Consider the following 13,566-nt stretch of genomic DNA (forward strand, 5'->3'; position numbering starts at 1 on the left):
CTCCAACATGGATACTCCGTTGGGTTCCGTACTCTATATCACGCTTGGCTGCGCCAAGAACGAGGTCGATACCGACCGCATGCGTTCGCTGCTGACCGCTGCGGGCTACGAGGAGGCATTCGATCCTCAGGATGCCGATATCGCCATTGTCAATACGTGCTCGTTTCTTACCTCGGCGACGTCTGAGAGCATCGAGACCACGCTCGAGCTCGCTAACGAGGTGCAGGACGGCGTTCGCTCCTGCCCCATTGTCATGTGCGGTTGCGTGCCGTCTCGTTACGGCGACGACCTGCCCGACGAGCTGCCCGAGGTCGCGGCATTTGTGAAGGCCGATGAGGAAGACGGTATCGTCTCTGTCATCGATGGCGTTCTTGGTGTGGAGCGTGAAATCGCTGCCTATATCCCGCAGGTCAAGCGTACCGTCGAGGGCGCTGTCGCCTACGTCAAGATCTCCGATGGCTGCAATCGTTTTTGCAGCTTCTGCATGATTCCCTACATTCGCGGTCGCTATCATTCGCGCAATGCCGAAAGCATTATCTCCGAGGTGCGCGACCTGGTTGCCGGAGGTGTGCGCGAGATCGTGCTGATCGGCCAGGACACGGGCATTTGGGGCACCGACTTTGCCGATGAGGACGCCGCTGAGGCCTCACCGCGCAATCTGGCGCAGCTGCTGCGCGCCGTCGCCGAGGCTGTGCGCCCGCACAACGTCTGGGTTCGCGTGCTCTATCTGCAGCCCGAGGGTATGACCGACGAGCTTATCGAGACGATTCGCGATACGCCCGAGGTGTTGCCCTATATCGATATCCCCGTGCAGCACTGCGACGCGCGCATCCTCAAGGCCATGCGTCGCTCCGGTTCGCGTCAGGAGCTCGAGGAACTGTTCCGCGATCTTCGTGATCGTATCCCCGGCATCGTGATTCGCTCCACTGCCATGGTCGGCTTTCCGACCGAGACCGACGACGAGTTCCGTGATCTTATCGACTTTATGGACACCGTCGGCTTTGACTATACGAGCGTCTTTGCCTACTCGCGTGAGGAGGGCAGCCTGGCCGCCAATATGGAGGGCCAGGTCGATGAGGAGGTCAAGCTCGAGCGCGCCCAGGAGGCCATGGATCTGGCCGAGTCGCTGGGTTTTGCCGCCACGGCAGCCCATGTGGGCGAGCGCGCCCAGGTAATCGTCGACGGTATCGAGGAGACCGAGGACGGCGCCGAGCTGATCGGTCATGCCTGGTTCCAGGCGCCCGATTCCGATGGCGCGGTGCATCTGGACGCCAGCGAGGCGTCCGTGGGCGATATTTTGACCGTCGAGTTTACCGATAGCTTCTGCTATGAGCTTATCGGCCATGTTGTGGAGTAGGAGAGCGTCGTGGCAAACGAGAGCAATAAGGAACTGACGAGCGTTTGGACGCCCGCCAACATCGTGACGTGCGTTCGCATCGTCTTTATTCCGGTGTTCATGATCGTCTCGGCTCTGTCTCACGCGAGCGTTGCCGGTACGGACTGGAGCACCTTTGACGGCCCGCTCGCCGCCGCTGCCTTCATTCTGTATGTGATCCTGTCGTGCACCGATAAGGTCGACGGCTATCTGGCGCGCTCACGCAACGAGATCACCGATTTCGGCAAGTTCTTGGACCCCATCGCCGACAAGTTGCTGGTGTTCTCGGCCTTGCTGCTGTTCTTGGATTTTGGCGCGGTGACCGTGTGGTCCGTGTTCATTATCCTGTTCCGCGAGCTGTTGGTGAGCGCACTTCGCATGGTCGCGAGTGCTGCCGGTGTGGTCGTTGCCGCCGATAAGCTCGGCAAGTACAAGACGGCGACCACGATGGTCTCCATCTGTGGCTATCTGTGCGTCTTTGCGATGGCCGGTCTTCAGCTGGGGCCGGCGTCGCTGCTGCTCGGTGTCTATTCGGTGTCGCGCTTCCTGTACGTCATCGCTGTCATTTTGACCATTATCTCGGGTGCCCAGTACTTCTGGAACTGCCGTAAGATCGTCTTTTCGGTCTAGGTCCTGGTGGGTATGACGGAGTCTTATTTGCACATCGCCGCAAACAACGAGGAGCTGGCGCGCGATATTGTCGAGCGCGCGAGTGCCCGTGGCGTGACGGTGTCGACGGCGGAGTCGCTGACGGCGGGCATGATCGCCTCGACGATTGCCGATATCCCGGGTGCCTCGGCGGTGCTTCGTGGCGGTGCGGTGACCTACTGCGATGAGATCAAACATCGCGTGCTCGGCGTCGAGCAGGAAACGCTCGATCGGTTTAGCGCCGTGTCGCATCAGACGGCGCGTGAGATGGCCGCGGGCTCGTTGGACCTCTATCAGAGCGATGTCGCCGTGAGCGCAACGGGCTACGCTGGGCCCGGCGGCGGTACCGAGCAAGACCCCGCCGGCACGTTCTATATCGGCTGGGCGTATCGCGCGGCCGATGGGAAAGCGACGGTCGTTGAGTCTGCGCGCTGTCACTACGAGGGTGATCGGTCGTGCGTCCGTGCCTATGCGGTCGCTGAGGCTTTGGAACGCATTGTCCGCGTGCTCAATTCCATGGAATAGACGTGTTTTAAGGGGCCTTAGGGCCCCTTAATTGTGGAGATAGGGACCTTTGGCAAGGAATGCGCTTGCGCAGGCACATGTCTTTAATTTGTACAAGCACTCGTATTTGCGATTGGCATGGTCAAGCGTTTGGTCGGTGATTGGTCGGCGTTTGGTCGGGTTTTGGAATGGACGGGTGCATATGATGAACCTGAACGGTTGACCACGAACAGCCGTTCGTTTATCATCGATTCAGGTTGTTAAGAGGAGGGCTATTCATGGCCAAGAATTCAGGTCCCGTACGTACCGTTCATACGCGCACGACGGGTAAAGAGCGCGACGAGATGATCGCCACTACCAAGGCCGAGATCGAGAAGAAGTTCGGCCAGGGTTCTATTATGAGGTATGGCGACGGCGGTCCCGAGCTCGAGGTCGAGGCTATTCCGACGGGCTCTCTGGCGCTCGATGCCGCCTTGGGTATCGGCGGCGTGCCGCGCGGCCGTATCGTTGAGATTTATGGCCCCGAGTCCTCCGGTAAGACAACGCTTTCGCTCGAGATTCTTGCAGAGGCGCAGGCCATGGGCGGTGTCGTGGCTTTTATCGACGCTGAGCATGCGCTTGATCCCACCTACGCCGCGCGCATCGGCGTCGATATCGACGAGGTGCTGATTTCCCAGCCCGATACGGGCGAACAGGCGCTCGAGATCGTTGACATGCTTGTGCGTTCCGGTGCCATCGACGCCATCGTCGTCGACTCTGTTGCCGCTTTGACTCCGCGTGCCGAAATCGAGGGCGAGATCGGTGACACGACGGTGGGTCTGCAGGCTCGCTTGATGAGTCAGGCGCTCCGCAAGCTCGCCGGCTCGCTTGCCAAGTCCAACACAACCTGCATCTTCATTAACCAATTGCGCGAGAAGATCGGCGTCATGTTCGGCAACCCCGAGACCACCACAGGTGGCCGCGCACTCAAGTTCTTCTCTTCCGTGCGTATCGATATTCGCAAAATCGATACCATCAAGCTCAAGGACGAGGTTATCGGCAATCGCGTACGTGCCAAGGTCGTTAAGAACAAGGTGGCTGCTCCGTTCCGCTCGGCCGAATTTGACATCATGTATGGCACCGGCATTTCTAAAGAGGGCTCGATTCTGGATATGGCTGTCGAGTGCGGCATATGCAAAAAGATGGGGTCTTGGTTTGCCTATGGTGAGGACAAACTCGGCAACGGTCGCGAGGCCGCTAAGACGTTCCTGCGCGAGCATCCCGATTGCGCCGACGAGATCGAGCACAAGGTTCGCCTTGCCTGCGGTCTTGAGTATGACGATGATGCCCCCTCCGAGGTTGAGTTGACCGATCAGCCCGCCCCCGAGGAGTTTGACGAGCTGTATGCCATCGATGGCTCCGCGATGCTCGACGATGACGACGAGTAACGGATGCCGACATGTCGTATACGGTGACCGAGGCTAGGGTCGTTTTTCCGGATAAGAAGACGGCCTCCTCGTTCTCGAGCGGTTATGCGTCTAAAAAGCCCTGTGCACATATCGATTGCGATCTGGAGGGCGGTTTTGAACGGTCCATTTGGATTCCCGTGCGTGTGGCACGTGTGTACGTTCAGAACCGTCTCGATCTTCCCTGCGACTGGGATGACTTTCGCGAGGCGGTGCAGCTTATCGAATGCAAATGTGCGCTCACCATGGTGACCGAGATGCTTTCACGTCGCGATCATGCTACAGGCGAGGTGCGCGATAAGTTGGCGCGCTATGGCTTTCGTCAGCCCGCGATCGACTTTGCCGTCAATCGTGCCATCGAGTATCGTTTTTTAGATGAGAACCGCTTTTGCTCGTACTTTATCGAGGAGCGTAAGCGTCGTGGTTGGGGACAGCGCAAAATCGAGACTGAACTCAAGCGTCGCCATGTTGCACTTGATGAGATTCCAGGGTATCCCGAGGCTTATTTTGCCGAGGATGACGACTTGGCTCGCGCATCGGCTTTGCTCGCTAAGCGTCGCGTTCCCGAGGCACGTGCATTCGAAAAGCTCGTCAGATTTTTGATGGGCAAGGGCTTTTCCTATCACATTGCCGCCGATGCCGTTAAGGCGCGCCTCGATGCCTTAAGCGAGAAATGCGACGTTTAAGCATGCGCACGTTACGCTCCTGCCGTTCACCGCTCGATAGGCGCCGTGCTGGGTGCGTTAATTTGACAGTTGTTGCGGTTCAACGTAGGATAATTACTGTCATTTGCATTGTGATATGTGCTCATCTGCGATGAGTTTGTTTATATGTTTATCTGTATCCGACCCGCATAAGCTGCGCCCATATTACTCAAATGTCGCGAGCCGTTCGTATGGACGGTTCGCTTTGTTGTGTAACGAATCCATAAAAAGGAGTGAGCATGCCGCCTATCATTGCAGCGCTCGTTGGCATTGTTTTGGGTGCCATCGTCGCCATTGCCTACATGCGCACCGCCAAGCAGGGTAGTCTTCACGAGGCCGAAGAAAAGATTCAGTCGGCACACGCGCAGGCAGAGTCCCTGATCGGTGATGCTAAACGTCAGGCCGAGACCCTCAAAAAAGAGGCTCTGCTCGAGGCTAAGGAAGAGATCATCAAGAACAAACAGGCCGCCGAGGCCGAGGACAAGCAGCGTAAGAGCGAGATTCGCGCGCTCGAAAATCGCGTGATGCAGCGCGAGGAATCGCTCGACCGACGCAACGATGCGCTCGACAAGCGCGAGCATCAGCTGTCCAGCCAGGCCGGTCAGGTCGAGAAGCGCTCTCGCGAACTTGAGGAGCTTTGCGCCAAGCAGACCTCCGAGCTCGAGCGTATTGCCGACCTTACGCGCGAGGATGCTCACAAGGAGCTGCTCGACAAGGTCCGCGGCGAGGTTACCCATGAGGCGGCCACCATCATCCGTGAGTCCGAGCAACAGGTCCGCGCCGAGTGCCACAAGACCGCTCAGGAGATTCTCTCCCTGGCGATCCAGCGCTGTGCCGCCGACCATACCGCCGAGGTCACCGTCACGTCCGTTCATATTCCCTCCGATGACCTTAAGGGCCGCATCATCGGTCGCGAGGGTCGTAACATCCGTACTTTCGAGCAGGTTTCCGGCGTCAACCTTGTGATCGACGACACCCCCGAGACTGTCGTGCTTTCGAGCTTTGATCCGGTCCGTCGTGAGACGGCCCGCGTGGCGCTCGAGAACCTCATTGCCGACGGTCGTATTCACCCCGCCCGCATCGAGGAGATGTACCACAAGGCCGCTGACTTGGTTCAGCAGCGTGTGCTCGAAGCCGGCGAGCAGGCCGCCTTCGATACCGGTATCCACGACCTGCATCCCGAGATCGTCAAAACCCTGGGCGCTCTGCGCTACCGCACCTCGTTTGGTCAGAACGTGCTACAGCACTCGCTTGAGGTCTCCGACCTGTGTGGCATCATGGCCTCCGAGCTTGGTCTGGATGTTGTGACCGCCAAGCGCGCGGGTCTTCTGCATGACCTGGGCAAGGCCATCGACCACGACGTTGAGGGTCCGCATGCTGTGATTGGCGCCGAGCTTGCCCGCCGTTATGGCGAGAAGCCCGTTATCGTCCACGCAATCGAGGCCCATCATGCCGATGTCGACCCCAACACGGTGCTCGACGTTCTGGTCCAGGCTGCCGATGCTGTTTCCGCTTCTCGTCCCGGCGCCCGTCGCGAGTCGGCCGAGAGCTACATCAAGCGCCTTGAGAAGCTCGAGGAGATTGCCAACTCTCATGACGGCGTCGAGCGTACCTATGCTATGCAGGCCGGTCGCGAGGTCCATGTCATGGTTCAGCCGGACAAGATTTCCGATGCCCAGTCCACGGTGCTTGCGCACGATATCGCCCATCAGATCGAGGAAGAGATGGAGTATCCCGGTCAGGTGCGCGTTGTCGTGATTCGCGAGAGCCGTGCCGTCGATATCGCTAAATAACATGAACGACGCGAACGAGCTCATCTCATTTATCGCGTCGATGTCGGGGGAGGGCAACCTTCGCGTCGAGGAAAACCTTGGCGAGGGGTATGTCCGCCTCCGCGTTTCGGAGGCCGAGCGCCGTCAGGCCAAGCATGACATTCAGCATGTAGAGGACATTGTCATCGAGATGCTGCGTAATGCTCGCGATGCCGGAGCCGATAAGGTCTATCTAGCCACGACCAAGGAGGAGGGTGTTCGTACCCTCCTCTTCCTGGATAACGGTTCGGGTGTGCCGCAGGATATGCAGGAGCGTATCTTCGATGCCCGTGTCACCTCCAAGCTCGAGAGCATGAAGATGGACCGTTGGGGTGTTCACGGTCGTGGTATGGCGCTGTTCTCTATCAAGCAGAACACCGATGAGGCACGCGTTGTTACGTCGGGCGTCGATTTGGGCTCAGCGTTTAAGGTGTGCGTTGATACCGATCGCTTAGGCGAGCGCGCCGACCAGTCGAGCTGGCCTCAGGCGGTTAAAGACGAAGACGGCCGCTATGTATGCGCTCGCGGTCCTCACAACATCATTCGCGCAGCCTGCGAGTTTGCCCTTGAGGAGCTGCGCGACTGCGACGTGTATCTGGGCTCTCCGTCCGAGATCGCTGCGACCCTGTACGCCCAGGCTTCCAGTCGTCTCGATACGTCACGCCTGCTCTTTATCGATGACGAGTGTGAGCTTCCGGTTATCGATCGTTTAGGTCTCGCTTCGGATGCCGAGGATTTTATCCGGATTTGCTCCGGGCTGGGTCTCGAGATGTCCGAGCGTACTGCCCACCGTATTCTGTCAGGACAGATTAAGCCCGTTCGCGGTGTGTGCGCGCGTCTGCTGCGCGAGCGCGATTCCACCTCGCAATTGCCGGCTCCAGTCGATCTTGCCAAGGACCGTCGAGGCCTCCGCATTGCCAAGGATGACATGGCGCAGTTTTCGCGTGCTGTTGAGCGCGACTTCAATGACCTCGCCGCCCGGTATTACCTCAATCTGTGCGGCGACCCTAAGATTCGCGTTTCACGTGATCGCATCACCGTGACGTTCGATCTTGCCAAAGAGGAGTAGCATCTTTACCGAGTCCGCTCGGTACGATACAGTTATTGCAGTTAAAACGTACTTTTAAACGCAGGAGTTTCTTCATGGATTGCCTGAAGGTATCAAGCAAATCATCGCCCGCGTCCGTTGCCGGCGCCATTGCCGGTATGGTCAAAGATGGCGTTCCCGTCAACATTCAGTGCGTCGGTGCCGGCGCCGTCAACCAGGCCATAAAGGCCGTTGCCATTGCGCGAGGTTTTTTGATTCCGACTGGCTTTGATGTCTCTTGTGCGCCGGTGTTCTCTGACATCCTCATTAACGGGGAGTCTCGCACGGCAATCCGTCTCTCTATCTACGTTCACCAGATTAATCGGGCTGCTATGGACAATGTCGTCATGGACGACGTTAAGCCTGTTGCGTAAGCGAGTTTTCGCACGTTTGTAGCACCTTTGTGCCCCGTCGATATCATCGTTAGGATGTAAGCTCATGGACCAGCGTTTCGTACGCGATATTCTTGCCGGTAAAACCTATTTTATCCGCACATTCGGCTGCCAGATGAATCAGCACGACTCCGAGCGCGTGAGCGGTTTGCTCGATTCCTATGGCTGTCTTATGGCGCTCGATCCGGAGCATGCCGATATTGTCGTATTCATGACGTGCTGTGTGCGCGAGGCTGCCGATACGCGCCTGTACGGTCAGTGCAATTCCTGCAAGAGTCTTCCCCCTTCTCCTTCGGGCAAGCGTGTGGTCGCCGTGGGTGGCTGCATCGCTCAGCGCGATGGCGAGGGCCTGCTCACCAACGTCGATAACGTCAACGTTATTTTTGGTACGCATTCGATTGCGCACGTGGCGGAGCTTATCGCCGAGGCGTTTATGGATGGCAAGCGCCATATCCGCACGAATGAGCATGAAGATACGGACGCCATGAGTATGCCGTGGCATCGCGAGACGCAGTATCATGCATGGGTGCCCATTATGACGGGCTGCAACAACTTCTGCACGTACTGCATCGTGCCGTACGTCCGTGGTCGCGAGAAGAGCCGCGCCTTCGAGGAGATTGTCGACGAGGTGACGGGTCTGGTGCGTCAGGGTGTGCGCGAGATTACGCTGCTGGGACAAAATGTTAACTCCTACGGTCGCGATCTCTTTGGCAAGCCGCGCTTTGCAGACCTGCTGCGCGCCGTGGGTGATACGGGCGTCGAGCGCATCTTCTTTACTTCTTCGCACCCCAAGGATTTGCTTCCCGAGACCATCGATGCTATGGCCGAGACACCTGCCGTTATGCCGCAGCTTCACCTAGCCGTTCAGTCGGGTTCCACGCGCATCCTTAAAGAGATGAATCGTCGGTACACGCGCGAGGATTATCTGGGCCTGGTCGATCGCATTCGTAACCGTATGCCCGAAATTGCGCTTTCGACCGACATCATCGTGGGCTTCCCGGGCGAGACCGAGGAAGACTTTGAGCAGACGCTCTCGCTTGCCGAGACGGTGCGCTATGCCCAGGCCTACACGTTTATTTACTCCAAGCGCGCCGGTACCCCGGCAGCTGAGATCTATGATCCCACCCCGCATGAGGTTATCCTTGAGCGCTTTAACCGTCTGGTCAAGGTTATCGAGACGACGGCATACGAGTATAACCAGGGCGAGCTTCACACCGTGGTGCCTGCGCTTATTGAGGGCACGAGCAAGAAAAACGACGCTGTCCTTCTTGGTAAAAGTCCTAAGAACCAGACAGTGCATGCGCCGATTCCCGCTGGTTATAGTATCGATCAGCTTATCGGCAAAATCGTCGACGTCGATGTGGATGTCGCCAAGACGTGGTATCTGTCTGGCTCCGTTGTGGGTGAGCCTCGCTAATGGTTTCCCCCGGCACAAACCTTTCTGCCGTAGCGATCGTCGGTCCGACGGCGGTCGGCAAGAGTGATGTTGCCGACCGCCTGGCTGCTCGTCTGTCGTCTGAAGTGTTATCGTGTGACGCGATGCAAATCTATCGCGGTATGGATATCGGTACGGCCAAGATGATGCCCGAGGAGTGCTCGGTGCCCCTGCGCCTTGTCGATATCGTGGACCCGGGCGTCGCGTATTCTGCTGCGCTCTATCAGTCTGATGCCCGGGCGCATATCGAGCGTTTGCTTGGTGAGCAACGGCTTCCGGTCTTTTGCGGCGGCACGGGCTTGTATCTTAAGGCTGCACTCGATGAAATGGACTTTCCTTCGGGAGAGCTCGAGGACGAACGTCGCACGGGTTATCAGGAGCTTGCCGAGCGTATTGGCGAGGAGGCATTGTATGCCCTGCTTGCCGAGCGTGATCCGGAATCGGCTGCCGTGATTCATCCTCATAACGTGCGCCGCGTGATCCGTGCGCTCGAGATGCACGATGACGGTGTGTCGTATGCCCAGCAGAAGTCGAAATTCAGCGTTCCGCATGAGCGCTATCATGCCATGTGGTTTGGTCTGACGCGTAGCCGTGAAGTGCTGTATGAGCGCATTAACCTGCGTGTCGACCTTATGTTTGAGCAGGGGCTGGTTGATGAGGTCCGTGGCCTTATGGACCAGGGCCTGGGTGATGCACTCACGTCGATGCAGGCAATCGGTTACAAAGAGATTATTGATGCCTTGCGAGGCGCTATTACCATGGATGAGGCCCGCGAGCTTATTAAGATGCGCTCACGTCGCTATGCCAAGCGCCAACTTTCCTGGTTTAAGCGTGACGATCGCATCGTGTGGTTCGATATGGATGAGTTTACGATCGATGAGGTCGTCGATGATATCTACCGTCGTATCGAGGCTGCCTAATGGCACGCTTTCCCTTGGTTCCCACGGCGCCTGAACCTGAGCGTGCCGTCTTGGTTGGTGTTGAGTGGCGCGATAACGCCTGGCCGCTCGACCGTTCGCTCGACGAGCTCGAGCGCTTGGCTCACACTGCTGGTGCCCAATGCGTGGCACGCTTGTCTCAGCGTCTGGTCAAACCTTATCCCAAATCGTTTATCGGCTCCGGTAAGGTCGAGGAGTTATGCGGTTTGGTGCATCGTATGAATGCGGATGTTGTAATCTTCGACGATGACTTGACTCCTTCACAGCAGTCCTATCTTGAGAAAGCCGTGGGCGAACCGGTCAAGATTATTGACCGTACGGCGTTGATTTTGGATATCTTTGGCCTGCATGCTCAGACGCGTGAGGGTCGCTTACAGGTGCAGCTGGCTCAGTTGCAGTATCTGCTGCCTCGTCTGCGAGGTATGTGGAGCCACCTTGCTAAGGAACAGACGCGTGGCGGTATTGGATCGCGTTTTGGCCAGGGCGAAAGCCAGCTCGAGGTCGACCGTCGCCTGATTCGCGATAAGATCGCAGCGCTTCGACGCGAATTGAAACAGGTTGAACAACGTCGTGATGTGCAATCGAAAAGCCGTATTGAATCGCCGGCGTTTCGCGTTGCGTTGGCTGGCTACACCAATGCCGGTAAGTCGACGTTGCTTAATCGATTGACGGGATCCACGGTACTTTCGCAGGATAAGCTGTTTGCCACGCTCGATCCTACGACGCGTTCGTATCGTTTACCTGGTGGCCGTGGCATGACGATCACTGATACCGTTGGCTTTATTCAAAAGCTGCCCCATGGCCTGGTCGACGCGTTTAAATCTACGCTTTCCGAGGTGCTCGGCGCCGATTTGATTCTTAAAGTTGTGGATGCTTCCGATGAGGATTACGAGCGTCAGCTTGAGGCGGTTGATCGTGTCCTTGACGAGATTGGTGCCGGTGAGCGCCTGACGCTTACCGTGTTCAATAAAATCGATCTGCTCGATAGCGTCGACCGCTTGAGCTTTCGCCGGCGCTATCCCGAGGCGGTATTGTTCTCGGCTCAGACGGGTGAGGGCCTTGATGACTTAGTCGATCGCATCGCTCGTGAAGCGGCCGCTACTGACGTGTTGCTCTCGGCCGATATCCCGTATCGAGAGGGCGCGTTAATCACGCTTGTGCACGAACAGGGAACCCTTCTGCACGAGGAATACCTCGAGGACGGCGTTCGTATTGTGGCAAAGCTTCCAGCCCGTATCGCACCGCGTCTCGAGCGTTATCGAACAGAGTAAATCAGCTCCAGTACACCCAAGATAACCGGTTGATGAAACAGGTAGAACGGCAGCGCATGGCGCCCGAGACTTGCGAGCGCCGGGATGGGATTCGCATAGGCCCATCCCGGCGCCTCATAGTTTGCTTCCTGAGTCGTGTGGGCGGCAAAGAAGCCTGCAAGGTACATAAATAAGAATGGTATGACTGGATAGTAATCACCAGAGACAAAGTCTGGGCTTGGGAAACCCAGCCAAGCTAAATAGGGGATAGGATAAACCGTTTTAGGAATGCTCCAGGTAAGGGTAAAAAGTGTGAGGCAAATTGCTATACCCCATACCGACGGCACTTTAACGATCACCGGACGCGCGAGCGCGACAATGGCGGTGCAGGCCGCCATGCAGAACATGATGCCGAAGTTCACCGAGTCATCGACTGAGACGAGCGTCGTCGCGACCCATACGACAAAAGCGGCAGCGGCATATTTGACGGCACGCTTGATGTTGTTGCGCGAGAGGGTGCACATCCAGCCGGCAATAAACAAAAAAACCCAACTGATGCTGGCACGCCAGATGTCTTGGAAGATGGTCTGAGTAAACCAGGGCATATCCCAACCATAAAGATAGGCAAGATCGTAGCAAGCATGAAATCCTGCCATCGACAGCATGGTAAATCCGCGAATGGTATCAAAGACCGTGATGCGGTTTTGCATTACGAGAACCGGCGCATCAATCCAACAACCTTGCCCAGGATCGTCGGATTTGTCGCATAGATGGGCTCCATGGTGTCGTTTTCGGGCTGCAAGCGAACTCGTCCCTGCTCCTTGTAGAACGTTTTGACCGTTGCGGAGCCATCGATCATGGCCACAACGATCTCGCCATTCATGGCACTCTTCTGTTCGCGAACGATGATATAGTCGCCGTTAAGGATACCGACGTTAATCATCGAATTGCCGTGGACCTCGAGGATAAAAGACCCCTGGTCCGTTGCGATCTCGGTCGGGATGGTAAAGGTGTCCTCGATATTCTGCTCGGCAAGGATGGGGATCCCCGCGGCGACACGGCCCACGAGGGGTAGCGATACGGTTCCTCGGGGTGCCGTGGGCTCATCGGACTTTGAGATGGAGACGGAGGCTCCGTCCTCGTCAAAGAGCTCTAGGGCACGAGGCTTGGTGGCGTCACGTTTGAGCAGGCCGCGTGCTTCCAGTGCGGAGAGATGTGCATGTACGGTGCTAGGGGAGGAAAGACCCACAGCCGAAGCCATCTCACGCACGCTGGGCGGATAGCCCCTTTCCTGCTGATACTCCTTGATGAAGTCGTAAATCTGCTGCTGTCGCTTGGTAATTTTGCGAGCCATCAGGGATTCCTCTCTACCTAAACCAAACAAATGTTCTATGTTTGCTTGACAGGAACAACTGTTCGAAGATAATAATAACCGAACACTCGTTCCCGCGCTAGACTTTTTTGTCCTCGCGGCTTGATAAAACAGTTCTCGTCAAAAAACGCGAGAGGAGAACATGATGAATGCAACGGATATGGTCCAGGGAAACCTCGCCCTTAAGCTCGAGACGCCTGCCGCGCCGGCTTTCACGGTTGTCAAAGGCGGCCGATCTGGTTTTCAAACACTGCCTGGAAAGCCCGTCCGCAGCCAGTGCGTCGCCGCGACTTCGGCCCCCGTTGCTCTGAAGGCCTCGACGATTGTCGCCCTGGCCGTTGCGCTCACGCTCTTCTTTGTACTTGCTACCTCGATCTTCAGCGCTCGTCACGCCGCATATGCCGAGTCGGCATCTAACGTTACCTATGAGACTGTCCGTGTTCAGTCCGGAGATTCCCTGTGGTCGCTTGCTCAGGAGCATTCCGTTGACGGTCTTTCTACACAGGAGACTTCTGACATAATTCGCAGTGTCAATCATCTGGAGCATGGGTCACTCGATGCGGGTGATGTTCTTAAAGTTCCTGCGCGTTCGTAAGATTTAAACT

Annotated in this window: 14 protein-coding genes; 12 read left to right on the top strand and 2 right to left on the bottom strand. The window is 57.1% G+C overall.

Going from position 1 to position 13,566, the window contains the following annotated elements; translation table 11 throughout:
• Window positions 1-7: 7 nt before the first annotated feature.
• The 11 genes from rimO (at window position 8) to hflX (ending at window position 11,610) form a co-directional block, all read left to right on the top strand.
• Window positions 8-1,357 (top strand): 30S ribosomal protein S12 methylthiotransferase RimO, encoded by a 1,350-nt coding sequence (gene rimO / locus FYJ40_RS04770; RefSeq protein WP_154516325.1) that lies wholly within the window; start codon window positions 8-10, stop codon window positions 1,355-1,357.
• A gap of 99 nt (window positions 1,358-1,456) precedes the next feature.
• Window positions 1,457-2,005 (top strand): CDP-diacylglycerol--glycerol-3-phosphate 3-phosphatidyltransferase, encoded by a 549-nt coding sequence (pgsA, locus tag FYJ40_RS04775; protein ID WP_229770672.1) that lies wholly within the window; start codon window positions 1,457-1,459, stop codon window positions 2,003-2,005.
• Window positions 2,006-2,032: 27 nt separating this feature from the next.
• Window positions 2,033-2,548 (top strand): CinA family protein, encoded by a 516-nt coding sequence (locus FYJ40_RS04780; RefSeq protein ID WP_229770668.1) that lies wholly within the window; start codon window positions 2,033-2,035, stop codon window positions 2,546-2,548.
• A gap of 257 nt (window positions 2,549-2,805) precedes the next feature.
• Window positions 2,806-3,954: a recombinase RecA gene (gene recA, locus FYJ40_RS04785; RefSeq protein WP_154516331.1), complete on the top strand. Its 1,149-nt coding sequence runs from the start codon at window positions 2,806-2,808 to the stop codon at window positions 3,952-3,954.
• Between the two features lie 11 nt (window positions 3,955-3,965).
• Window positions 3,966-4,658 carry a regulatory protein RecX gene (locus FYJ40_RS04790; protein ID WP_154516334.1) on the top strand — a complete coding sequence of 231 codons (693 nt, stop codon included), beginning with the start codon at window positions 3,966-3,968 and terminating at the stop codon, window positions 4,656-4,658.
• Between the two features lie 257 nt (window positions 4,659-4,915).
• A complete protein-coding gene (gene rny, locus FYJ40_RS04795; protein WP_154516337.1) occupies window positions 4,916-6,469 on the top strand; it encodes a ribonuclease Y in 1,554 nt (517 codons plus the stop codon).
• Window position 6,470: 1 nt separating this feature from the next.
• Window positions 6,471-7,556, top strand: coding sequence for an ATP-binding protein (locus FYJ40_RS04800; RefSeq protein WP_154516340.1), 1,086 nt, complete (start codon window positions 6,471-6,473; stop codon window positions 7,554-7,556).
• Window positions 7,557-7,630: 74 nt separating this feature from the next.
• Window positions 7,631-7,948, top strand: coding sequence for a stage V sporulation protein S (locus FYJ40_RS04805; protein WP_118079896.1), 318 nt, complete (start codon window positions 7,631-7,633; stop codon window positions 7,946-7,948).
• A gap of 64 nt (window positions 7,949-8,012) precedes the next feature.
• Window positions 8,013-9,383, top strand: a complete 1,371-nt coding sequence (miaB, locus tag FYJ40_RS04810) for a tRNA (N6-isopentenyl adenosine(37)-C2)-methylthiotransferase MiaB (RefSeq protein ID WP_154516343.1) — start codon at window positions 8,013-8,015, stop codon at window positions 9,381-9,383.
• Entirely contained in the window at window positions 9,383-10,321 is a 939-nt protein-coding gene (gene miaA / locus FYJ40_RS04815; RefSeq protein WP_154516346.1) for a tRNA (adenosine(37)-N6)-dimethylallyltransferase MiaA, read from the top strand. The genes miaB and miaA overlap by 1 nt, the downstream gene beginning before the upstream one ends.
• Window positions 10,321-11,610 (top strand): GTPase HflX, encoded by a 1,290-nt coding sequence (gene hflX / locus FYJ40_RS04820; RefSeq protein WP_154516349.1) that lies wholly within the window; start codon window positions 10,321-10,323, stop codon window positions 11,608-11,610. The genes miaA and hflX overlap by 1 nt, the downstream gene beginning before the upstream one ends.
• Here the strand turns inward: hflX and FYJ40_RS04825 are convergent.
• Both FYJ40_RS04825 and lexA read right to left on the bottom strand, forming a co-directional pair.
• Window positions 11,595-12,299 carry a heparan-alpha-glucosaminide N-acetyltransferase gene (locus FYJ40_RS04825; protein ID WP_154516352.1) on the bottom strand — a complete coding sequence of 235 codons (705 nt, stop codon included), beginning with the start codon at window positions 12,297-12,299 and terminating at the stop codon, window positions 11,595-11,597. The two genes, hflX and FYJ40_RS04825, sit on opposite strands and share 16 nt — an antisense overlap.
• Complete coding sequence (gene lexA, locus FYJ40_RS04830; RefSeq protein ID WP_154516355.1) at window positions 12,299-12,943, bottom strand: transcriptional repressor LexA; 645 nt, start codon at window positions 12,941-12,943, stop codon at window positions 12,299-12,301. The genes FYJ40_RS04825 and lexA overlap by 1 nt, the downstream gene beginning before the upstream one ends.
• Window positions 12,944-13,106: 163 nt before the next feature.
• Here lexA and FYJ40_RS04835 point away from each other — a divergent pair, with 163 nt between their 5' ends.
• On the top strand, window positions 13,107-13,556 hold the full coding sequence (locus FYJ40_RS04835; protein ID WP_195838554.1) for a LysM peptidoglycan-binding domain-containing protein: 450 nt from the start codon (window positions 13,107-13,109) through the stop codon (window positions 13,554-13,556).
• Window positions 13,557-13,566 lie beyond the last annotated feature (10 nt).

The sequence above is a fragment of the Collinsella sp. WCA1-178-WT-3 (M1) genome, from assembly GCF_009696325.1.
In the GTDB taxonomy this organism is placed as follows: Bacteria; Actinomycetota; Coriobacteriia; order Coriobacteriales; family Coriobacteriaceae; genus Collinsella.